Source organism: Saltatorellus ferox (assembly GCA_007751475.1).
Classification (GTDB): Bacteria; Planctomycetota; UBA1135; order UBA1135.
In genome coordinates this window covers 6375892-6396965 of the sequence record CP036434.1, presented here as the reverse complement: position 1 = coordinate 6396965, position 21074 = coordinate 6375892, and the positions used below count along the sequence as shown (strand labels likewise).

General features: G+C 67.1%; 18 protein-coding genes. 12 read left to right on the top strand and 6 right to left on the bottom strand.

The window, feature by feature from the left end; all coding sequences use genetic code 11:
• Positions 1 to 179: 179 nt before the first annotated feature.
• The 3 genes from Poly30_RS23155 (at position 180) to Poly30_RS23145 (ending at position 2648) form a co-directional block, all read left to right on the top strand.
• Complete coding sequence (locus tag Poly30_RS23155) at positions 180 to 467, top strand: hypothetical protein (protein WP_145203109.1); 288 nt, start codon at positions 180 to 182, stop codon at positions 465 to 467.
• Positions 468 to 515: 48 nt separating this feature from the next.
• Complete coding sequence (locus tag Poly30_RS23150; RefSeq protein ID WP_145203106.1) at positions 516 to 1274, top strand: hypothetical protein; 759 nt, start codon at positions 516 to 518, stop codon at positions 1272 to 1274.
• Between the two features lie 63 nt (positions 1275 to 1337).
• Positions 1338 to 2648 (top strand): sulfatase-like hydrolase/transferase, encoded by a 1311-nt coding sequence (locus Poly30_RS23145; RefSeq protein ID WP_145203103.1) that lies wholly within the window; start codon positions 1338 to 1340, stop codon positions 2646 to 2648.
• A 19-nt stretch (positions 2649 to 2667) separates the two neighbouring features.
• Here the strand turns inward: Poly30_RS23145 and Poly30_RS23140 are convergent, their stop codons facing one another.
• A complete protein-coding gene (locus Poly30_RS23140) occupies positions 2668 to 3576 on the bottom strand; it encodes an MYG1 family protein (protein ID WP_145203100.1) in 909 nt (302 codons plus the stop codon).
• Positions 3577 to 3711: 135 nt separating this feature from the next.
• Here Poly30_RS23140 and Poly30_RS23135 point away from each other — a divergent pair, with 135 nt between their 5' ends.
• The 8 genes from Poly30_RS23135 to Poly30_RS23100 all read left to right on the top strand — a co-directional run bounded on the left by Poly30_RS23135 (position 3712) and on the right by Poly30_RS23100 (position 12454).
• The gene (locus tag Poly30_RS23135) at positions 3712 to 5229 is read left to right on the top strand and encodes a sulfatase (protein ID WP_145203097.1); all 1518 of its coding nucleotides are present in this window, start codon (positions 3712 to 3714) and stop codon (positions 5227 to 5229) included.
• 164 nt (positions 5230 to 5393) lie between these two features.
• Positions 5394 to 5636, top strand: a complete 243-nt coding sequence (locus Poly30_RS23130; protein ID WP_145203094.1) for a hypothetical protein — start codon at positions 5394 to 5396, stop codon at positions 5634 to 5636.
• Positions 5633 to 6937, top strand: coding sequence for a phosphopentomutase (locus tag Poly30_RS23125; protein ID WP_419190546.1), 1305 nt, complete (start codon positions 5633 to 5635; stop codon positions 6935 to 6937). The genes Poly30_RS23130 and Poly30_RS23125 overlap by 4 nt, the downstream gene beginning before the upstream one ends.
• The gene (locus Poly30_RS23120; protein ID WP_145203091.1) at positions 6934 to 8280 is read left to right on the top strand and encodes a thymidine phosphorylase; all 1347 of its coding nucleotides are present in this window, start codon (positions 6934 to 6936) and stop codon (positions 8278 to 8280) included. Before Poly30_RS23125 ends, Poly30_RS23120 begins: the two co-directional genes overlap by 4 nt.
• A 79-nt stretch (positions 8281 to 8359) precedes the next feature.
• Positions 8360 to 8998 (top strand): RNA polymerase sigma factor, encoded by a 639-nt coding sequence (locus Poly30_RS23115; RefSeq protein ID WP_419190545.1) that lies wholly within the window; start codon positions 8360 to 8362, stop codon positions 8996 to 8998.
• The gene (locus Poly30_RS28835) at positions 8995 to 9990 is read left to right on the top strand and encodes an IMCp domain-containing protein (protein ID WP_419190544.1); all 996 of its coding nucleotides are present in this window, start codon (positions 8995 to 8997) and stop codon (positions 9988 to 9990) included. Before Poly30_RS23115 ends, Poly30_RS28835 begins: the two co-directional genes overlap by 4 nt.
• Positions 9991 to 10042: 52 nt before the next feature.
• Complete coding sequence (locus Poly30_RS23105; protein WP_419190543.1) at positions 10043 to 11233, top strand: PDZ domain-containing protein; 1191 nt, start codon at positions 10043 to 10045, stop codon at positions 11231 to 11233.
• A gap of 30 nt (positions 11234 to 11263) precedes the next feature.
• Positions 11264 to 12454: a cation:proton antiporter gene (locus Poly30_RS23100; RefSeq protein WP_145203082.1), complete on the top strand. Its 1191-nt coding sequence runs from the start codon at positions 11264 to 11266 to the stop codon at positions 12452 to 12454.
• Here Poly30_RS23100 and Poly30_RS23095 read toward each other — a convergent pair.
• From Poly30_RS23095 to Poly30_RS23085, 3 genes are all read right to left on the bottom strand, one after another.
• A complete protein-coding gene (locus Poly30_RS23095; protein ID WP_145203078.1) occupies positions 12447 to 13718 on the bottom strand; it encodes a hypothetical protein in 1272 nt (423 codons plus the stop codon). The two genes, Poly30_RS23100 and Poly30_RS23095, sit on opposite strands and share 8 nt — an antisense overlap.
• Positions 13719 to 13778: 60 nt before the next feature.
• The gene (locus Poly30_RS23090) at positions 13779 to 15473 is read right to left on the bottom strand and encodes a hypothetical protein (RefSeq protein WP_145203075.1); all 1695 of its coding nucleotides are present in this window, start codon (positions 15471 to 15473) and stop codon (positions 13779 to 13781) included.
• Between the two features lie 227 nt (positions 15474 to 15700).
• A complete protein-coding gene (locus Poly30_RS23085; protein WP_145203072.1) occupies positions 15701 to 17362 on the bottom strand; it encodes a hypothetical protein in 1662 nt (553 codons plus the stop codon).
• 260 nt (positions 17363 to 17622) lie between these two features.
• Here Poly30_RS23085 and Poly30_RS23080 point away from each other — a divergent pair, with 260 nt between their 5' ends.
• Positions 17623 to 19149 carry an NHL repeat-containing protein gene (locus tag Poly30_RS23080; RefSeq protein ID WP_145203070.1) on the top strand — a complete coding sequence of 509 codons (1527 nt, stop codon included), beginning with the start codon at positions 17623 to 17625 and terminating at the stop codon, positions 19147 to 19149.
• Between the two features lie 81 nt (positions 19150 to 19230).
• Here the strand turns inward: Poly30_RS23080 and Poly30_RS23075 are convergent, their stop codons facing one another.
• Both Poly30_RS23075 and Poly30_RS23070 read right to left on the bottom strand, forming a co-directional pair.
• Positions 19231 to 19956, bottom strand: a complete 726-nt coding sequence (locus Poly30_RS23075) for a DUF2202 domain-containing protein (protein WP_145203067.1) — start codon at positions 19954 to 19956, stop codon at positions 19231 to 19233.
• A 266-nt stretch (positions 19957 to 20222) separates the two neighbouring features.
• Entirely contained in the window at positions 20223 to 21062 is an 840-nt protein-coding gene (locus Poly30_RS23070) for an amidohydrolase family protein (protein ID WP_145203064.1), read from the bottom strand.
• Positions 21063 to 21074: the final 12 nt, after the last annotated feature.

Here is a 21074-nt window from a genome sequence, read left to right as displayed (position 1 = left end):
CATCCAAGTGTACGGACACCCGGGCGCTTCTTCCGGCGGAGGAAAACCTGCCGTAGTTTCAGATTCTCCGGCGAGGGCGGGCTGGCCCGGCGGAAGGACGGCACGGGTTCGATGAGAGGACTCTGAGGGCCGGGCCCCGCGATCGAAACCCGGCCCCGAGAGTGTGGTTCCATTCCCCCATGAGCCAACCCAAGACCACCTCACCCGCGCACTCGATCCTCGCCTGGGGCTTCGTAGCGGCGCTCTTCGCACTTGCCGGGCCCGCTTCGGGGAGCGTGATACAACGTTCCGCAGAAAAGCCGAGCGTTCCGTCGAAAGAGGTCGAAGCCGTCCCGGGATCCCAGGCTGAGAGGATCGCCTGGTTCGGCCGGTGGGAGGACGCGCGGGCCGAGGCCGCCCGCACGCGGCGTCCCATCCTGCTCATGTCAGCCGCTCCCCAGTGCTCCGGCGCACCGGGGATGTGGTGACCCGGCTACCAGAATACGGAGGGTAGTTACCTTTCGAATCCCGCCGTCGTGGCGGCGTCCCGCAACTACGTGTGCGTCCGTCCGCAAACCTATGAGAATGAAGCCGAGTCGGGGCTCCTGAAGAGCCTCTTCCGGAGTCGCTCGGGCGAGCTGGAGAATACGGTGTTCTGCGTCCTCGCCTCGGATGGCAAGACCAAGCTCTGCCGGAGCGGGCGATCGCCGGCCCAGGTCTTTGACGGCGCGGACGCGCTCGCGCAATTTCTGGACGAGCAGTTCCAGCCCTACCATTCGAAGGCCCGGGCGATAGAGCGCCTGCCGCTGATCGATGAGTTTGCGCTGGCGCTGAACGTCGCCTCATGCGACGGGGTCCCACTCGTGATCCTGCGAGCCGAGAGCGAGAAGGATCTTGCGGCGATGGAGAAGCGTATGGCGGAGCTCGCCTGGTCCGAGGCGTGCGCCGGACAGCAGCACTACTTCGCGTTCACAGGATCCCTGCCGAAGCCCGGCACCTCTGGCTCGGGCTTCGCGAAGGTGGGGGAGAAGCCGGTCAGCATCGACTTCGATTGCGAGTACGGGATCACCGCCCTTGACCCGGGTCCGTTCGGCCTCGAGCCGAAGACGCTCGCCCACGCCCGCGCGGACACCGACGTCGAGACGCTCACTCGCGTGCTTGGAGAAGCTCAACTCGCCCACGATCCAACCGAGACGTCGCGCCGCCAGCACGGCCGCGAGGCGAGGCGCCAGGGGATCACCTGGGAGTCCGAGCTGCCCGCTACCGACGGCCCGCGCGGTCGATCGCCGCGCTGACGAGGCGCTTCATCTTTCAGCCCATACCACGCTCCCGTTTCGCCGCTCCGTTCGCCCATTTTCATGATGCTCACGCTCCTACTCGTTTCCCTGCAGTCCGCGACGGCCACCACTGGCGTTGAGTTCCCCGGAACGGTCGTTCGCGCCCCCCGCCCCAACGTCCTCGTGCTGATCGCCGACGACTTCGGCGTCGATCTCATGGGGGCCTACGGCGAAGGCTCGAGCCCCGCCTGCACCGCCAACGTCGACCAGCTGGCCGCTGGAGGCCTCCTGTTTCGCAACGCGTGGGCGAACCCCACCTGTTCGCCGACGCGGGCGTCTCTACTCACCGGGCGCCACGGCTTCCGGACGGGCGTGGGTGGGCCGCTTGCCAGCACCGACGCCGGGCTATCGCTCGCGGAGACCACGCTGCCTGAGGTGCTGGTCGGCTACAGCTCGGCCGCCCTGGGCAAATGGCACCTCTCCGGAAACCAGGGCGACCTGCACCCGAACGACTCGGGCTTCGGTAGTTTCGCGGGTGGGCTCCGCGGAGCGATCCCTGACTACCTCCTGTGGCGCAAGACCGTCGACGGTCAGAGCGCGCAGACCACGACCTATGCGACCACGGACACCGCCGACGAGGCGATCGCCGCGATCACATCGCTGCCGGAACCGTGGCTGACCTACGTCTCGTTCAACGCGCCCCATACGCCTCTTCACGCGCCGCCCGTTGCGTCGTGCCCGGCGCTGCCTTGCCCCGGAAGCCTCTGCGGGAACCTGCCATCGAACCCGACCTCCGCCGAGTACGTGAAGGCGATGTCGGAGGCCATGGATCAGGAGATCGGCCGGATCCTCGCCGTGCTCGACGTGGTGGACCCGGACGCATACGTGATCTTCGTCGGAGACAACGGCACGGCGCGCCAGGGAACCGAGGCGCCCTTTGACCCCCAGCACGCCAAGGGCACGATGTACGAGGGAGGAGTCAACGTGCCGCTCGTGATCCGTGGCCCCGGCGTCCGGCCCGGCGAGTGCGGCTCGCTCGTGTCGGTGGTCGATCTCTTTGCGACGATCGCGGAGATCGCGCGCGTTCGGATCTCGACCGAGGACTCGGTCTCGCTGGTGCCGTACTTCCGCGATCCCGGCCTTTCTCTCCGGGAGACCGTGTACTCCGAGTCGTTCGAGCCGAACGGCGGGACCCTGCCGTTCGCCTCCCACGAACGAGCCGTGCGCGACGAACGCTACAAGCTGATTCGCCGGACGGGCCATTCGGACGAGTTCTTCGATCTCGAGGCCGATCCCTTCGAAGCCGCGAACCTCCTTCCGTCGCTCACTGCGGCGCAGCAGGCGGCCTACGACCAGCTCGCGGCGCGTCTCGTTGCCCTGGGCGTCTCCTGACCGCGCCGCGGCGGGCCCGCTATCGGGCCGGTTGACCTGCGGGTTCGGTCACGACCGCGCCTCGGATCAGCTCCTGCAACCGCTCGGGCGTGATCGCCGTCGTCTTGCACATGAAGCCGCTCTTGTGGGCGAAGTGCACGTCGGGCTCGCTTTCGATGCGCGAGAAGTCGAGGCGCGGGTCGTCCTCGTAGCGGCTGATCCCGTAGCCCTTGCCGCGGCGGTCCGGGTAGACCGTCGCGCCGATCTCCCTTTCCAGGCCTTTCGCCCGGATGTAGCGCGCGATGTTGCCGGACGGCTCGTCGAGGAGCTGGGAATCCTCGCGCGGCAGGAAGATCGTCTCGATCGTGTCGCCTTCCGCGGCCCCATCCACCGCCACAGACCAGCGCTCGCTCTTGCGCTCCACCATCTCGATCCCGTCCCGGACCATCTTGAGGAAGTCGAGCAGGTCCTGGCCCACGAAGCGCATGTACTCGTACAGCGTGTGGCCCGGTCGCAGCTCGCTCTCGGAGGCGAAGCGGCGCAGGAGGGTGATGTCGATGGGCGAATTGAGCTGGGAGATTGCGCGCCGCGGAACCCCGAGCCACTCGGCCGTCGTGTTGGGGCCGCGGGAGTCGAACCACTCCGCGGGCTCGAGCCAGTCGCAGAACTGCTTCGCGTCCTCGTAGAGCCCGAGGTGGTCTAGCACGAGGCTGAGCGTGCAGGTCGGCGCGTGCTCGCGGGGGAAGTGGTGGTGATCGAAGTTGCCCAGCGCCGGATCGTGGGCGCCGCCCACGTCGAGCACCGCGATCGCTGGATCGGCGAGGTCCGCGTCGGTGGGATTGCGCCGCTCGATGGGGCAGCCGTGCTTCGCGATGAGGACGCATGTGGCGAGGAGCTCGTCCTTGTGCGCACCGCCGGGGTGCGTGACGATCTTGTTGGGGTCGACCATGGCGCCCAAGGTAGCACTGACAAGCCGCCGGAAGCGACTCGCAATTTCGCGGTGCGTCGATCGCGCGTCCTCACGGCGAGATCACTTCGGCGGTCCGGTCCCTTCCTTCGTGTGCGTCCTGGTAGCCTCTGCGTCATGCTCCTTTCTCTCCTTCTCTGGTCCACGGGCCTCGCCGCAGCGCCGCAAGAGGTGAGCGACACGTCGACCATGCAAGCGGCCGAGGCTCGGCCGAACGTCCTCTTCATCCTCGCCGACGACTACGGCTGGATGGACGCGGGCTTCCAGAACGCCGCGACGTTCTACGACACGCCGAACCTGGATCGGCTGCGGGCCGGCGGGGTTCAGCTGACGGCGGCCTACGCGGCCTGTCCCGTTTGCAGCCCGACGCGCGCGAGCATCTTGACGGGTCGCCACCCGGCGCGCATCGACACCACCGACTGGTTCGGGGCGCCCCAGCCGGACGCGATCGTGAAGGCGGGCCGCGAAGGCGCGAAACGGATGGAGCGCTTCCAAAAGCTCGCGCTTCTTCCCGCGCCCTACGTCGAGCATCTTCCCCAGGAGGAGATCACCCTGCCCGAGGTCCTCAAAGGCGCGGGCTACGCCACGTTCTTTGCCGGCAAGTGGCATCTCGGCGGTGACGGGTTCGAACCCGAGACCCAGGGCTTCGACATCAACGTGGCGGGCCACGTGCGCGGCGGCCCCTACGGACCGGGCCGCTACTTCCATCCGTTCGGGATGCCGAACCTGGAGTCGAAGGAGGGCGACCACCTGCCCGCGCGCCTCGCCGAGGAAGCAGCGTCGTTCATCGAGACCGAGCGCGACGAGCCCTGGCTCTGCTACCTCAGCTTCTACTCGGTGCACACGCCGCTGATGGGGCGCGCGGATCTCGTGGAGAAGTACAAGAAGAAGCGGGACGACCTCGGGCTCGAGCCGAGTTTCGGCCAGGAGGGCGAGCGCAAGGTGCGCCAGAACCAGGAGCACGCGGTCTATGCGGCGATGGTGGCTGCCATGGATGAGGCGGTGGGCCACGTGCTCGATGCCCTCGATCGTTCGGGGCAGGCGGACCGCACCCTCGTGGTCTTCTTTTCCGACAACGGCGGGCTCTCGACGAGCGAGGGGTCCCCGACCTCCAACCTGCCGCTCCGGGGTGGCAAGGGCTGGCTCTACGAGGGAGGGATCCGTGAGCCCTGCGTGGTGCGCTGGCCCGGCCGGATCCCGGCCGGCGCGACCCTCGACCTGCCCATTCAGTCGGTGGACTTCCTGCCTACGATCCTGGCGGCGGCCGGAGTCGCGGCCCCTACGGGCGTCGAGCTGGACGGAGTGAGTCTCATGCCGGCTCTCACGAGTCCGGCGAGCGCCCCGGGACCCGAGGCATCCGGGCGCAGCCTCTACTGGCACTATCCCCACCACGGGAATCAGGGCGGCTTCCCCGGCGGCGCGGTCCGCCAGGGCCGCTGGAAGTGGATCGAACGCTTCGGCGAGGGCGGTGAGCTCTACGACCTGCTCGCCGACGTGGGGGAGGCCCGCGAGTGTTCCGCGGAGCATCCTGAAATCTCAGAACGGCTCGCCTCCGACCTGGCGGCCTGGCGAAACAGGGTGAACGCGAAGATGCCGGCCCCGAACCCGCTCCTCGCGGACGAATCCGACGATTGAAGATCCTGTAGAAACACAGAGGTCGCCCTTTCCCTCCGAGGCGTGTAAGACTCACACTCGGGGCGTGGGTTGCGGTCACGAGCGGCCGCCCTATCCTCCACCCAGTCTCCCGATCACTTCGCGAAACCGCCGAGCCCCGCTGCTCGGAACTTCCTTATCGACCCATGGCTTCCTACACCGCCGAACTCGACACCGTCAGCCACATCGTCCAGGTCGTCATCACGGAGGACGACGGCAGCGAACACGACTACCAGTTCGACTTCGACCCCCGCACCGGTCGCTGGGAATTCAGCGAGCGTGACCTCCTGGAACGCGACTTCGGCGAGGACTGGGTCGACGACCTGGAAGAGGAGATCGAGCGCCTCATCGAGACCGGCGTCGAAGCCAGCCAGGACGAGGAAGAGTGAAATCTCGTCCGGGGGGATCGAAGTCGCTGCGCGAGACCGCCGAGGAGGAGGTCGCCGCCCAGTCGAGGCAGCACGAGATCGAGGGAGACGTGCGGGAGTACCGCCGCGTGTTCCTCATCGTGATGGACTCGCTCGGGATCGGAGCTCTGCCGGACGCGCACACGTTCGGGCACCTGGAGAGCGGCGGTGACGCCGGGTCGCACACGCTCGACCACATCTGCCAGGCGGCGGGACCACCGACCGCGCCGCGTTTGATGTCCCTCGGCCTCGGCAACGTCGAGGGCGTCGAGTGCTTCCCCGCGGCCGTGATCCCCGAGGGCGCCTACGGTCGCATGGTCGAGGTCAGCGCCGGCAAGGACACGACCACGGGCCACTGGGAGATGGCGGGCGTTCCCCTCGACCGCGCGTTCCCGGTCTTTCCGGACGGCTTCTCCGACGAACTGCTCGGCGCCATCGCCGCCGAAGCCGGGATCTACGGCTGGCTCGGCAACGAACCCGCGTCCGGTACCGAGATCATCGAACGCCTCGGTCAAGAGAGCATCGATACCGGCAAGCCGATCGTCTACACCAGCGCCGACTCGGTCATGCAGATCGCGGCGCACGAGAAGCACTTCGGTCGCAAGCGCCTGCGCCTGCTCTGCCGCATCGCGCGCAGGCACACGAAGGAACTCGGCATCGCTCGGATCATCTCGCGGCCCTTCGTGGACGCGAAGGCCGGCGCACCGGAGACGTTCAAGCGCACCTACAACCGCCGCGATTTTTCGCTGCTGCCGCCGAAGCCGACCGTGCTCGACGCGCTGAAGAAGGCGGGCGTGCCCGTCGTCGGTGTCGGCAAGATCGGCGACATCTTCGCGGCGCAGGGCCTCACGCGGACCGTGCACACGAACGGCAACGCGAACGGCATGGTTCGAACGCACGAATGCGTCAGGGAGCAGGCCGCGGGCCTCATCTTCGTGAACCTCGTCGACTTCGACATGCTCTACGGGCATCGGCGAGATCCCGAGGGCTACAAGGGCTGCATCGAGGAGTTCGACGAGGCGCTCGGCAAGCTGGAGATCGACCGCCGCGACGACGATCTGTTCCTGATCACGGCCGATCACGGCAACGATCCGACGAACCAGCAGCACACGGACCACACGCGCGAGTACGTGCCGATTCTGGCCTTTGGTACCCACGTCAAGGGCGGGCACGATCTCGGGACGCGCGCGACGTTCGCGGACGTCGGCGCGACCGTGGCCCACGCGCTGAACGTGCCGTTCGGCGGCGCGGGCACGTCGTTCCTGAAAGAGATCTCGAAGTGAGCGCGGACTTTTCCGGCGGTCCCCTGGATGGGGCGACGCTGAAGCGGATCCTCGGCAAGAAGCGCGACGGTGGAGCGCTGTCCGCGGAGGAGTCGCTCGCCTTCCTGCACGGCGTCGCCGACGGTTCGATCGGCGAGCCCGAGCAGGTCGCGCTGCTCGCGTCGATCTGGTTCCGCGGAATGACGCCGTCGGAGCTCAGCGGCTGGACCACCGGCATGGTGGACTCAGGTCACAGGCTGGATCTCTCCGGCTTCGACGCGCCCAAGGTCGACAAGCACTCCACCGGCGGCATCGGCGACAAGGTCAGCCTTCCGCTCGCGCCCGCGCTCGCCGCGCTCGGCTGCATCGTGCCCATGATCTCGGGCCGCGGGCTCGGGCATACCGGGGGGACCCTCGACAAGCTGGAGGCCGTGCCCGGCGTCATGACAGGGCTCGACGAGGCCGCCATCGGGCGCGTGCTGCGCGAGGCCGGCTGCGTGATCTGCGCGCAGACTCGCTCGATCGCGCCGAGCGATCGCGTGCTCTATGCGCTGCGCGATCGCGTCGAACTCGTGGAGTCGCTGCCGCTGATCGCCAGCTCCATCGTCTCCAAGAAGGTGGCCGAGGACATCGACGCGCTCGTGCTCGACGTCAAGACCGGTAGCGGCGCGTTCCTGGTCGACATCGAACGGGGGCGCGAACTCGGGCAGACCATGGTGGACCTCGCGGCGGCCGCGGGCGTCCGGGCTTCGGCGCGGATCACGTCGATGGCGCGGCCGCTCGGGCGCGCCGTCGGGCATACGCTGGAGATCGAGGAGACCGTGGCTGCGCTGCGCGGCGAGGGGCCCAAGGATCTCGTCGAGATCACCGTCGCCTTCGGGGCGGATCTGCTCGTGGCTGTCGGGCTGGAGAGCGATCACTCGGCGGCTTCGGCGGCCGTCCTCCGGGTGCTCGGCGACGGCTCGGCGCTGGAGCACTTCGATCGGATGCTGCGCGCGCAGGGCGCCAGCGTGGACATCACGGGCGCGACGCTGGAGCGCGCGCCCGACGTGGTGGAGCTGAAGGCGACGGCCGCCGGCCACCTCGGCTTCGGCGACGTGCGCCAGATTGGCTACGCGGTCCGCGACCTCGGCGGCGGACGCGCGGCGCCGGGCGATGTCATCGACCCGGCGGTGGGCGTGGTCTGGCAGCATGCGGCCGGAGCGGCCGTGGACGCGGGGGACGTGCTCGCGCTGGTTCACCACCGCGGGGGCCACGGCCTGGAGGCCGCGCTGGAGCGACTGAATCGGGCGGTCACCCTGGACGGGGGCGCCGAGATCGGGCCGCTCCTGATCGAGCGGATCGAGCCCTCCGGGCGCGTGTAATCACCCCATGGCGTCGGATTCGTCGCCGGCGATCCGGTTTTCCGGGAACGACCCCGTGAGGCGCTCCGTATCCGCCGCCATGTCCCCCCAGACAGCCTTCCCAGCGTCAGAGGCCCGGAGCCCGGCCGATGCCGCGCTCGTGGCAGCGGCGCGGGGCGGCGATCGAGAGGCGTTCGGACAGCTCGTGGAGCGCTACGGGCACCAGCTGGTCTTCGCGCTCCAGGGGCGGATGACGGATCGGGACCTGGCTCTCGACGTGGCCCAGGAGGCCTGGGTCCGGGTCGCGCGCGGGCTCGGGAGCTTCCACGTGGGGCAGCGTTTCCGCCCCTGGCTCTTTGCGGTCGGGTTCAACGTGCTGCGCGATCAGCAGCGGCAGGCCGGTAGCCGCGCGGAGTTTCGGGCGGAAGGCCTGCTGGCGCTGGAATCAGCGGAGGCCGGGACCGCGCACCACGCGCTGCGCGCGGTGGATGAGCAGGAGGCGATCCGGCTCGCGCTGGACGAGGTGCCCGAGCCCTTTCAGTCAGCGCTCCGGCTCGTGGACGTGCTGGGCCTCGATCATGGGGAGGCGGCGGCGACGCTCGGCTGCGCGGAAGGGACGGTGAAGTCGCGGTTGTCGCGCGGACGGCGGGCCTTTCGAGAGGCCTATGGCCGGCTGGTCGGCGAGACGGTGGAACAGGAGAAAGAGGGGGCGGGCGAGACTCCGCACCGGATGCCATGAAGGAACGTGAGATGGATCGAGATGACCTGCTGAGACGGCTCGCCGTCCCCACGCTTGCGCCCGCTGAGGTCGAGCGCATGGTGGCCGCGGCGATGCCGATCGGGTCGGTGACGCCTGCTGCCGCGGGGCGTCCGCGCTGGATCGGATGGGTGAGTCACGCGGCGGCCATCCTCCTGGGGATGCTCATCGCCCATGGCGCGCTGCGGGGTCTCGACGATGGTGAGATTGTCACCGATCAACGAACGACGCTGGCGGTCGCCGCGCCCGAAGTGCGCGAGGTCAGGGTCGAAGTGCCGGTCGAGGTGCCGGTCGAGGTGGTGGTGGAAGTTCCCGTCGAGACGATCGTGGAGAAGATCGTCGAGGTCCCCGTCGAGGTCGAGAAGACCGTCGAGCGCATCGTGTACCGCGATCGGATCGTCGAGAATCCGCTGCAGGCGCGCTGGGACAGGCAGCTTCGGATCGCCGACATGGCCGGTCAGGTGAGCGTCCTGGCGCTCGCGGGGATCGGTCGCGCGTACGAAGATCTGCAGGCGCGCGTCCAGCGTTCGGCGGAGCTGCAGGTGATCGCTTCGGCCGATCCCGTCCAGGGGTATCCGCCGAGCGAGACGAGGCGGGCTGCGCTCTCCTCGGCTTCGGCATCCCGCGCCCACGTCGAGGTCCGACGCGAGGGGGCCAGGGTCACGCTCAGGACCCGCGGCACGCTCTCCGAGGTCATTCCCGTCCTCATCGACACGATGGAGAGCGAGGATTCCGAGGTGGTGGCGGCGGCCTTCGACCGGCTTCAGTCGATCCGCGTCGATCTCGGCGAGGAGGCCCTGGATCTTCGGGACACCGAAGGCGCACGCGCGCCGGGCGGTGGCCTGCGAGGCATGCTCTTCAGCCGAGGAGCCGAGGCTCCTGCGGTCGATCTTCGCGACCCCCTCGTCTGGCGCGACTGGTGGGCGCGGCAGCAAGTGGCCAGCGGCATGGCGCTCATCGCCACGTCGATCTGAAGATTCCTGGAACCCGCCGAACCTTGACTCCGTATCCCCACCCATGCAATCCATGACACTCTTTCGCTCGCTGGCGGCCCGGCGCCTTGCCTCCTCGTCGCTGATGCTCCTGCTCCTTGGAATTTCGACCGCTTGCAACGCCAGCATCAAGTGGAAGGTGACCCCGTTCTATGAAGGGGATGGGCACAAGAGCAGCCTTGGACCGACCGTCCTTGCGACGCGGGATCACGGCGACGGGGCCACGACGAAGTACTCGATCAGCGGGCAGACGAAGCGTTTTCCCCACGGGAGCAGCAAGCTGCAGGGCGCGCTTCTGCTCGCCACGAACGAGACGGTGGAACTTCCGTTTCTGGGCCTCGACGCCACCTCGGTCGACAACGCGACCGCCGAGCAGCTGGGCATCGAGCCCTGGCGCGGGGTGCTCGTTTCGAAGGTCGAGCCCGATTCAGCCGCCGCCGAGGCCGGACTGAAGCGAGCGGACCTGCTCCTTTCCTTCAACGGAGTGGCGCTGGCGAGCCAGCCCCAGTTCGCCGACCTGGTGGCGGAGACGCTGCAGCCCGGCGAGGTCGTGGAGGTCGAGATCAGCCGGCCGAAGTCGGAGTTCGTGCGCGAGGACCTGACGGTGTCGCTCGTCGTGGGCAAGCGAACGGTCGAGGAGACGGCCGCGGACCGTCTCGACCTGCCCCTTGATGTAGCGCTCGTGCAGCACGCTGGCCTCGGCGTTCTGACGGTGCCGGCGGAGTACGCCGAAGACCTTTACGGGCAGCGGGCGCCTGCTGCGGTGGTCGCAGCGGTCATCACGGGATCTCCGGCCTATCGCGCCGGTTTCAGGGCCGGTGACCGGGTCTTGAGCGCCAACGGAATCCCCGTCTCGACCGCGGCCGAGCTGAGCGAGGTCGCCGAGCGCGGTTCCGACCAGCTGGACCTGCAGGTGGAAGGGCCGCTCGGGAGCCATCGCAAGACCTTCGACCTCTCCGCGGATCTCACCGACGAGGCCAACTTCCACATTCCGATCCTCGTGGACTATGAGGCCCGCCCCGATCGCAGGCGGCTCAGCGTCCTCGACTTCATCTTCCAGTTCGGCTTCAACAAGCGGTCCGACTACCTCCTGTCGAGCACGCGGAGCTCGCGGAAGTCGAGCTTCCTGTCCATTCTGCCGCTCGGCATGTTTGAGTTCGAGCGCACGCCAACGCGGTCGACGAACCGGATCTTCTGGCTGATCAAGTGGTCCTCCAAGCGCTGAACCCGGTGCGCTGACAGGTAGAGTGGGGCCATGCACATGGACCCCGTTCTACCGACGCTGGTCACGGCCGCGTTCTTCATCCTCGCGATCGGGGCCATGTTCCGGAAGATGGCCCAGCCCCACGTGGTCGGCTACCTGATCGCCGGCGTCGTGCTCGGGCCCGATGGTCTGGCGGTCTTCGTCGACTCCGTAGCCCTCGGTCGCATGGGGGAGATCGGCGTGATCTTCCTGCTCTTCTTCGTGGGGATGGAAGTGGATCTCCAGAAGCTCGTGAGCGGCTGGCGCGTTCCCGTGATCGGGACTGCCCTTCAGGTGGCGGGTAGCGTGGGCTGCGTCGGCCTCATCGGCTGGCTCTTCCACTGGCCCCTGGAGCGGAGTCTGCTCCTCGGGTTCGTCATCAGCCTGAGCAGCACGACGCTCGTCATCTCGATGCTGCGGCAGTGGGACGAGCTGGATACGCCCGCGAGCCTCGACGCGATCGGGATTCTGCTCGCGCAAGACGTCGCGGTCGTGGGGATGATGCTCGGGATCGGCTTCATGAGCGGCGAGGCGATCAGCGCGAGCCAGCTCGGGATCCAGGCGGCGGGTTCGGTCCTCGTGCTGCTGTTCGCCACTTACCTCGTTCGTGCCAAGGTCATCCAGCTTCCGTTCGGCGGCCTCCTGCGCGGCGACGGCGAGACCCAGGTCTTCGCGGGCTTTCTCCTGTGCTTCGGGTTCGCAATGCTCACGGGACTGATGGGGCTGTCGACAGCGCTCGGTGCGTTCCTTGCGGGGCTCGTCGTGACGGCCGCGCGCGAGACGAAGTGGGTTCACCAGGTGCTGGAGCCTTTCCGCGTGGTCTTCGTCGCGCTGTTCTTCGTCTCCGTGGGGATGCTGATGGACATCGGCTTCCTGCGCGAGCACTGGGTGTCGGTGCTCGCGCTCACCTTCGTTGCGCTGTTCGTCAACACGGCGCTGAACGCCGGGATCCTGCGCGCCCTCGGGCGCGGCTGGGGAACGAGCCTGTACGTCGGCGCGCTGCTCTCACAGATCGGCGAGTTCAGCTTCGTCCTCGCGTCCGTGGGCAAGCAGGCCGGGATCATCGGCGATTTTGCCTACCAGGGGACGATCGGCGTGATCGCCCTGAGCATCGTGCTGAACCCGCTCTGGATCATGGTCGTGCGCCCGCGCCGGGGACCTTCTGCGCGCGTGGACGGCGCCGCGTCCCCGTCGACTACCTGACGGGGGAGCGGAAGGAGGCTCCGCCGGTGCTGGCCAGGATCTCGACGACCGCCCGCCGACTCGCCTCGTCGATCCGGCCGCCGTACTTTCTTCGGTCGTCGGCTCCCAGCGGCTCGAAGAAGAGTTCGCTCAAGCGCGTCCAGACAAGGGCGGCCAGTGGCTCGGGGAGGCTTCGGACCCCGGTCGAGTCGATGAGGTAGCTGAGTGGGTAGCGAAACAGCCGCGACTCCAGATCCAGGTCCCGCAGACTGCGGCCCTGGGCATCGCGGGTCGCGCTGGATTCGAACACCTCGGCGAACGGCGAGCGCGCGCCCACGGGGCCGGGGAGCGGCTCCTCGTGGATCCCGATGAGCGCATCGACGACGAGGGTCGCGGCGTTCGCGAGCCTGGAGGTCGTGGAGGCGACAGGGGTGCCTTCGGGTTCACCGAGCGCCTCGTTGAAGACGCGCTGGTAGTCGAGGGCGCGGCGCGCCTCGTAGGCTGCACCGGCGAGAACGTTGTGCACGTAGGTCTGGTGCTCCAGCACGAGCAGGGCAACGATGTCGCTCGTGTCGGTCGGGTAGGCGTTCGTGTCGCAGAGCTTGGCGAGGCTCAGGTAGCGCTCGTTCTTCGGGCCGAGCCGCGCTTGGCCTGGTTCGATCGTCTGATTGCCGAGGTGTCCCATCTGGCCCACTTGACCCGTCACGTACCAGCCGCCCCAGCGGTCCTCGAACGGAGTCGCGGGGTCGACGTAGTGGGAGCCCGCCGCGAAGTTCGGATCGCCGTTCGCCTCGGGATGCAGCGAGCGCAGCAGGAACGCGGGCAGCCCGCCCGAGTGGGAAGGAGCGTGGCACTGGAGGCAGCGATGGGTCTCGCGCTCGAAGCGCGGTTTCTCTGCCTTCCTGTCCATCGAGTAGAAGGTGATCCCCTCGTGGGGGTCGATCGCCATCACCTCGATGAGGTTCCCGCCGGGGACGAATCCCAGGTAGACCTCGTCGTTGAAGTAAAGCGCTCGCGGATGGCGCGGCGTGATGCGTCGCGCCTGGAGGCTGGGGCTGGAGAAAATGGTGACCTGGGAGGCGATCGGGATCTGCAGGGCGTCCAGAAGCGCCTCGAGGTCGAGGGGCTCGCCGCCGGGTCGGAACGTCCGCTCTCCGGCAGCGATCTCCGCATCGAGCTGGCTGACGACGTCGCTGGCGGCGCGCACCCCGTAGGAGATCGGCGGCTCGGCCCAGGCGGGTTCCTGGAATCCGAGGGCGAGGCTGAGAATCGAGGCAACGAACATGGCTCCCAGGCAGGGTAGCGAATCTACCCGGCCTGGGAGCCATCGTTGCCGATCGCGGCGCTACTGAATCGTGACGGAGAGCGAGTCGGTGAAGTTCGACGTGGCGCTTCCCATCACCGAGTCGCGGTGCCAGAGCTGGCAGTACCAGGTATCGCCGGGGAGACTGGCGACGAAGCCGTTCGGCTGCGGGATGGCGAGAAGGTTGACGTTCGTGGTGATCTTCCCGCTGGCGCCGCTGCTCTGGACCTGGTTGACGTAGCGACCCACGGTCGGGCCGATGCAGAGGTTGCCGCTGCTGCCGCCCGGCATCGCCAGGAAGGTGGAGCTCCTGGAGATGCCGAGGTAGCCGAAGGAGCTCGGCGGGAGCTGGGTGGCCACGACGCGGAGGTCGTTGAGGCTCAGGAAGCGAGAGCCTTCGGCTGCGATGGCGCCTGGGAGCCCGGTCGAGTTCGGCTCGGTCGTGCAGGTGGTCGGGTCGGCGAGGTCGCGCTCTGCCAGGACGATCGCGGTGGCGCCGGTCTCGAGCTGGACCTTGGCGATCACGGTCCGTCCGTCGGGTGTGATGTCGAAGGTCTGGTCCTGGAGAGATGTGAATAGAGAAGTCACTTGCAGGCCGTTGACCCTGGTCGCAAACGCGGCAGAGCCAGCGCGCAAGACGATCTCCAGGCCGGCCATGAGGACCTCGGAGCCCGATGTGGTCAGCGGCACGCTGAAGAACGGCGTACCGTTCTCGTCGAGCGCGATGGACGCGGTCTGGAACTGGCCGACCGTTCCCCCGAGGACGCCTGGAAGCCCGCCGCCTTCGATGGCCACGGGAACCCCATCGACGTAGACGCTGCCGCGGTCCTGGCCGTTGCTGAGGGTGATCCGTCCGCTGTAGAGGTTCTTGCCGGACCCATTCGTTCGGATTCGCGGGCGATCGTCGAAGTTCCACACGCTGTTCGGCGATGGGCCCGGCTGACCGTGCTCGGCGATCAGGTTTCCCAGGCTCCGAAGACCGTACAGGAACGTGCCGTTGTCGAAGAGATTGAAGGTATGGCAGGCGCCGCCCATCGGGCGAACCTGGCAATCGCTGGTCGGGGAGTAGTAGGGGATCCCCGACTGGGAGTCAGGGAGGACGGTCCCGCCGACGATGCCACCGTTCGGAATGAAGGTCGTGCCCGAGAGAATGCCACTCACGAACGCTCGAAAGATCCCGCCACCGGCCGGGCGTACGAACATGCCCACGGCGACGTGGGGCGCGTCGTAGTCGAAGCCGTAGAAGCCGTCGATGTCGCCCGAGATCCCGAGGGGGGAGTAGTTGAACGCGTCGCCCTCGAGCAGTACATCGGTCGGTCCGATGCGGAGGCGATCCAGTGGATCACTGGGGTTAGCAGGGTTCTCGACGCTGTAGAGCAGCGCCACGACGCCGTCCGGGGAGATGCGGGTGCTGTAGAGCTGCTGTACCGTGGCACCGTCGGGGGTGGTATCGCCCACCGCCAGGGCCAGGTTGCCATCGATGACGAGACCGCGGCGGGCCGTGCCATCGAGGACGCAGAGAGTGGACCACTTTCCGCTCGGGGCGATCGAGGGGGAGAGGATCCCGGTGACGGTCTCTCCAGTGCCGAGTACGTCGCCATTCTTCAGCAAGAGGCTGACGTTGGAGGTGCCCAGCTGCTGGGCGGTCGCGGAGCTGCTCAGGGCCGCGGCGATCGCTGCGGAAAGCATGAGCGGGCTGGCGAAGATTCGAACGGGACGGTGTGACGTCGGAAGCATGTGCGTGGGCCAGATGGCCAGAAGGGAGCCAGGAAAAGGGGGGTCCAAGGCTTCCCTGCAAGGCGTCGGCGCCGGCCACCGCTTTTTTTCGATTCTCTTCGCACGCCGAATGGTCAAGGGGGGGGCTCCCCCCCCGGGATGGCAAGAGAACGCCCTCGCGAATCGGACCCATGGTCCATTCGCGAGGGCGTCCTTTCTACGCTGTTAGCCAGCGGTCGCAGCGAGGGCTACTGGAACGTCAGCTCCAGGCCGTTCGTGAAGTTCGACGTGCTGCTTCCCATCACGGAGTCGCGGTGCCAGAGCTGGAAGTTCCAGGTGTCGCCGGCGGCGGCGGCCACGAAGCCCATGGGCTGCGGGATCATCGCCAGATTGATGCCCAGGTCGATCTGTCCCGCCGTGCCGGAGTTCTTGATCTGGCCCGGACCGACGTAGCGGCCGATGGCCCCGGCGAGGCAGAGGTTGCCCGAGCTTCCCGCAGGGTTCATCACGAATCCCTGCGTCCGCGAAACGATGAAGAAGCCGAACGAGAGAGCCGGAAGATCGGTCGCCTGAAGGGTGACGTCGTTGTCCGCCACCGCGAGGGAGCCCGAGGCCGAGATCGCGCCCGTGGCGCCGCTGGAGTTCGGGTTGGCCGAGCAGTAGTTCATGCCGAAGCCTCCGCCCATGCCGTTCGTGCCCATCAGCTGGAGGTCGTACGTGTTGCAGTCGCTATCGGTGAACATGTCGACCTCGATGATGAGCGATTGCGGAGCCCCGGTCGTGTTCGTGTAGGTGATCGTCTCGTCGTCGCTCGCGCTGAATCCGCGAACGAGGAAGGGGCCGCCGGTTCCAGCTGCGGTCGTACCGCAGGCGGTGTTCGGGTCCCAGAGGTAGAGGTCGACGTCGCCGTCGATGTCCGCGAAGAAGATGTCGGCGACGAGCGTTGCACCCGCGTCGAGGCCGATGGCGTAGAAGTCGTTGTCCGACGAGAAGACCGAGAGGCCCGGGTAAAGACCGTCGCCCAGCGTGACCGCACTCGCGCAGCTGTCGTTCTGTTCGAGGCCGTCGTCGACGGTGCCCGCGCAGCCCGAGGTGGCGACAGCGATATCGAGGTCGTAGTTGGTGCAGTTGCTCAGCGCCGCCGGGTCCACGAGCACTTCGATGATGTAGTCCTGGGGCGCGGCAGAGGAGAGGTTCGCCCAGCTGATCGAGCCGTCGAGCCCGAGCTGTGCGATCGTGCAGTTGGCGTTGTAGATGCTGATGTCGACCGCTGCTCCCGTCACGTTGGTGGCGTTGACGAGCATCTCCTCGCCCGGCTGGAGCGTGACGCGGAAGTAGTCGGGGTCGATGTTGTTGACGAAGAGCACGGGGTAGGTACCCGCGGCGAGCGCGCGCGCCGTGGCACACGTGTCGTTGTCCTCGAAGGAGTCGTCGGGCAGAACCGTGCAGGGGTCGATGAACTGGGCGATGTTCAGCACGCCCGTGCCGCTGTTGCCGCCGAAGCCCCCGACCTGGACGAGGAGCTGAGTACCGGCGGTGATACCGCTCACCGTGACGAGGCTCTGGAGACCGACACCGCCGTCATCGTCGTACTCGAGGCACGTGGCCCCGCAGGTGCCGCCCATGTGGACGGCGATCTTGGTGTCGAAGCTCGAGCCGTCCGTGTCGAACTGATAGTCGCCCGTGATCGGAGCGGTGAAGACCCAGAAGAGATCCTGGTTGATCGAGGACGCGCCCGCGGCACAGCTTCCGCCGCCGTCGAAGCCGCTCGTGGTCGCGGCGGTCGTGTCGAAGGCGTAGGTGCCGAAGGCGTTGAGACTGGTGGGGGTCGCGCAGTCATCTCCGCCTTGCGCGAAGGTGGGGGTGGCGAGGAGGAGGGCCGTCAGGACCGGAGTGAACTTGGATTGCATGGGGCGTTGTGCCTGGTGGAACGGGAAGGTGCTGAAGAGAGAGGCAGTCTGCGAAATGTCAGCCAGAAGTGGCCCTGGAGCTGCCCCGGGTGATCTCAAAACGGTGCATCGGACCAGGGGGTGCCGAAATCGAGACCTCCCGTTTCACTGGAGTTGCCTCCCGCCAACCCGACGAGGCGATCTCAGTTTTTGATATTGAGATTCAATCTCAGTCGTGGCATCTTCGGTTCCACGCTTCATTTCTCATCCCTCCATGACCCATGCGAACTCCCTCTTCGACCTCGCTTCTCTTCCTCTCGCTCTGCTGGGCCGCACCAGCGGCCGCCCAGGGCCTCGTCTCCTCCCTCGTGACCGACACCTCCGGGGACACCATCTGGCTCTGCGTCGATCTCAACGCGGACGGCGACTACAACGACGCAGGTGACCTCAGGCCCTTCTACGAAGACACCACGGGCTCGGTGCCGCTGACCAACAACTCGGGCCTCGTGCGATCCTCCGACGGTGCGATCTGGGTGACCGACACCACCGAGGACGTCATCCTCCGCCTGAAGGACAGCAACGGGAACGGCGACGCGCTCGATCCGGGCGAGGCAGGGATCTGGTTCGACGGAACGTCGGGCAACCCCAGCGGCGTCGAACTCACCTCCGCGCGCGGTCTGTGGCGCGACGAGGACGGCGTGATCTGGGTCGCGAGTGCGAATACCGGCGGCGGCGGAAACGATGCGATCGTTCGGGTCGAGGACCTCAACATGGACGGAGACGCCAACGATCCGCTCGAGCAGCTGGAGTTCGCGGTGTTCGCTCCCGGCGGTGCCGTGGGGGACTCGATCCCGACGGCGGTCGTGCGCGGCGTCGACGGCAAGCTCTACTACACCGAGACCGGCTCGAGCGGTGTGCTCGCCAAGGGTGTCTATCGTCTGGAGGACCTCGATGGCTCCGGCACGATCGATCAGCCCGGCGAGTCCCAGCCATTCTTCCTGCCCGCAGCGCTCGGCGGCACGCCCTTTCACTGGGACCTTGGCATCGACTCGATGGGGCGGTTCTACCTCGAGGACACGGGCAACGACGTCATCTGGCGCTTCGAGGATACCGACGGCAACGGCGTCGTCGACCCAGCGACCGAGGCCAAGATCATCTACACGGCACCCGCGTCGAGTCTGATCTGGGAGGTCACGCCCGCGGCCGACGGTTCGCTCTTCGTGGTGGAGGATCAGACGCCGGATCGGCTCCTTCGACTCATCGATCTCAACGGAGACGGGCTCTTCGACGCTCCCGGGGAGGAGACCACGATCTACGACGACTCGATCGCGTTCAACGACATCGGCTCGCCCAAGGGCATCGTGCTGATCGAGGGCGACATCCCCATCGGACAGAGCTACTGCGGGCCGGCGGCGATGAACTCCGCTGGAACGTCCGCGGCACTGCTCGCCTTCGGCTCGACGAGCGTTGCCGCGAACGACGTCACCCTGCGCACGGAGGGGATGTCACTCTTCTCGGCGAGTCTCTTCATCGTCAGCCGCGACGCAGGCTTCGCGATGAACCCGGGCGGTAGCCAGGGCAATCTCTGCCTCAGCGGTCAGGTCGGTCGCTACGTCTTCAGCGTGCTGAACTCCGGCGCCAGCGGTTCGGTCGAACTGCCTATCGACCTGTTGTCCATTCCCCAGCCCACCGGTCCGACGGCTGTGCTGGTCGGCGACACCTGGCGCTTCCAGGTCTGGTATCGCGACGCGAACCCGTCGGCGACATCGAACTTCACCGACGCGGTGGCGATCGACTTCATCCCTTAGCGGTTGGTCTCCAAAACGGCGGGAGGGCCGGTTCCCATGGGGGAACCGGCCCTCCCGCCGTTCATCGTTCGGCGACTCCGATCATGGCAGGGCGACGCCGTTCTCGTCCACTACCTGGTTCTCCACCGGCGAGTTGACGATCTGGAGGATGTACCAGGTCGGAAGCTTGATGCCGGCGAACAGCACGCCCTGAGTCTCCAGCGCGCCGTAGAACGCTCTCATGTGGTTCCTGGAGCCGCGCGCCAGGTTCTGCCAGAGGGTATCCAGGTCGCGGTTGTCGCTCCGCTGCAGCGCGAGATCGAGGTCGAAGAGGTCGAGGTCCTCGATGATCGCGCCGACCTTCAGTGCGTTCAGCGGCGACTGTAGACCGTAGGTCACGAGGCGACGGAAGAGCACGGTGATCGCAGGGTCCGGGTAGACGCCGACGGTATCGCTCAGAAGCGGATCGACGATTCCATAGCGATCCAAGAGCAGGAGAGTCCATTCCATGTGGGACTGCTCTGCCTGGGCGATGTTCTGGAACGTCTGGATGCCCCAGGCCTGGTACAGCATGATGTAGACATCGCGCGCTAGCTTCTCTTCTTGGCGGGAGAACACCAGGTCCTCGTACTCCTGGGGCTCGATCGACTCCAGCGGCAGCGTCTGGATATAGGCGATCATGCTGTTGTTCCCGCCGCCGCCGCTGGACCCACTGCCGCCGCCCGACCCACTGCCGCCTCCGGGACCGCCGCCCGCCTGGCCCATCAATGGCGTCGAGAGAAGGGCGAGGGCAAAGACTGCATTGGACCACTTCTTGGTGAACTTCATCGTTTGGCTCCCTGTAGGTAGGGTTCTCGTAGCTTGGGTGAAAGACGAGCCCAGGGGCACTTACCCCATGAGGGTGAGTCAGGCACGTCACGCCACACCAGTACAAGCGCCGTGCCAACCCTCTCCGGGCGGCCTGGAACCGGCTGGGGGACCTCGCAGGCGCATGTCGAAGATCGAAAGGTCGATCGTTGCGCAGAGGCTGCGGACCGGTGCGCAAGATCTGCGCAGCTACGCAAGGTGACTCGGTCTGCCCGGATCCGCCTCGATCACTCCAAGCTGGTCTCCACGGGTTCCATCGGGATCTTGAACAGCGTGGCCGCGGTCTTCCACGCCACGTGCTCGAGCTGCTCCTCGTTGAAGTCCAGCTCGCCCAGCAGCTTCACGTAGGGCTTCATGTCGACGAGCGGCCAGTCGCTGCCGTACATGAGCTGCTTCTCCGGATCGCCCATGTAGGAGATCATCTCCTTCAGGCGCATGGCGACGTAGCGCTCGAAGTCGTAGGTGAACTCACCGAGCGTCAGACCCGAGATGTCCGCGTAGACGTTGTCGTTCTTGTAGAGAACCTCGGCCGCATCCATGAACCAGGGGTTTCCGAGGTGGCACATGACGAACTTCACATCGGGGTAGTCGACCGCGATATCATCGACCAGCAGCGGATGCGCCATGCGCACCTTGGCCGTCTTGGCGTAGGTGTCGCCCGTGTGGATCATCACGGGGACATCGTGCTTCTCCGCGACCCGGAACACCGTCTCCAGTGAGGGGTCGTTGATCGGGTAGTGGTCGTACCCGGGATAGAGCTTGATGCCCTTGACGAGACCGTCGCGGATCCGCTCTTCCATTCCGAAGAGGTCGGTGCGGACGTCGCCGCGCCAGCGGAGGCCTTCGACGAGCGTGGTACGGCGGTCCATGGCGAGAACCTCCATCAGCTCCTCCGCGCTGGGCCGATCGAGGTCCACCTTGTACGAGGAAATCACGACCGCGTGGTCGATCCCGGCGTCCTCCATCTGGCGGAACAGCTCCTGGACGTTCTCTTCCGTCGGCCGGCGCGTTGCCTCGTGGTAGTTGTTCAGGTGGACGTGGCAATCGATCAAACGCGACGGTTTCATGGGGCGCAGGGT

Excerpts from the sequence above, each read along its gene's own strand:
- Poly30_RS23155 (WP_145203109.1), top strand. The coding sequence starts at position 180 with ATGAGCCAACCCAAGACCACCTCACCCGCGCACTCGATCCTCGCCTGG.
- Poly30_RS23145 (WP_145203103.1), top strand. The coding sequence starts at position 1,338 with ATGATGCTCACGCTCCTACTCGTTTCCCTGCAGTCCGCGACGGCCACC.
- Poly30_RS23140 (WP_145203100.1), bottom strand. The coding sequence starts at position 3,576 with ATGGTCGACCCCAACAAGATCGTCACGCACCCCGGCGGTGCGCACAAG.
- Poly30_RS23135 (WP_145203097.1), top strand. The coding sequence starts at position 3,712 with ATGCTCCTTTCTCTCCTTCTCTGGTCCACGGGCCTCGCCGCAGCGCCG.
- Poly30_RS23130 (WP_145203094.1), top strand. The coding sequence starts at position 5,394 with ATGGCTTCCTACACCGCCGAACTCGACACCGTCAGCCACATCGTCCAG.
- Poly30_RS23115 (WP_419190545.1), top strand. The coding sequence starts at position 8,360 with ATGTCCCCCCAGACAGCCTTCCCAGCGTCAGAGGCCCGGAGCCCGGCC.
- Poly30_RS28835 (WP_419190544.1), top strand. The coding sequence starts at position 8,995 with ATGAAGGAACGTGAGATGGATCGAGATGACCTGCTGAGACGGCTCGCC.
- Poly30_RS23105 (WP_419190543.1), top strand. The coding sequence starts at position 10,043 with ATGACACTCTTTCGCTCGCTGGCGGCCCGGCGCCTTGCCTCCTCGTCG.
- Poly30_RS23100 (WP_145203082.1), top strand. The coding sequence starts at position 11,264 with ATGCACATGGACCCCGTTCTACCGACGCTGGTCACGGCCGCGTTCTTC.
- Poly30_RS23095 (WP_145203078.1), bottom strand. The coding sequence starts at position 13,718 with ATGTTCGTTGCCTCGATTCTCAGCCTCGCCCTCGGATTCCAGGAACCC.
- Poly30_RS23090 (WP_145203075.1), bottom strand. The coding sequence starts at position 15,473 with ATGCTTCCGACGTCACACCGTCCCGTTCGAATCTTCGCCAGCCCGCTC.
- Poly30_RS23085 (WP_145203072.1), bottom strand. The coding sequence starts at position 17,362 with ATGCAATCCAAGTTCACTCCGGTCCTGACGGCCCTCCTCCTCGCCACC.
- Poly30_RS23080 (WP_145203070.1), top strand. The coding sequence starts at position 17,623 with ATGCGAACTCCCTCTTCGACCTCGCTTCTCTTCCTCTCGCTCTGCTGG.
- Poly30_RS23075 (WP_145203067.1), bottom strand. The coding sequence starts at position 19,956 with ATGAAGTTCACCAAGAAGTGGTCCAATGCAGTCTTTGCCCTCGCCCTT.
- Poly30_RS23070 (WP_145203064.1), bottom strand. The coding sequence starts at position 21,062 with ATGAAACCGTCGCGTTTGATCGATTGCCACGTCCACCTGAACAACTAC.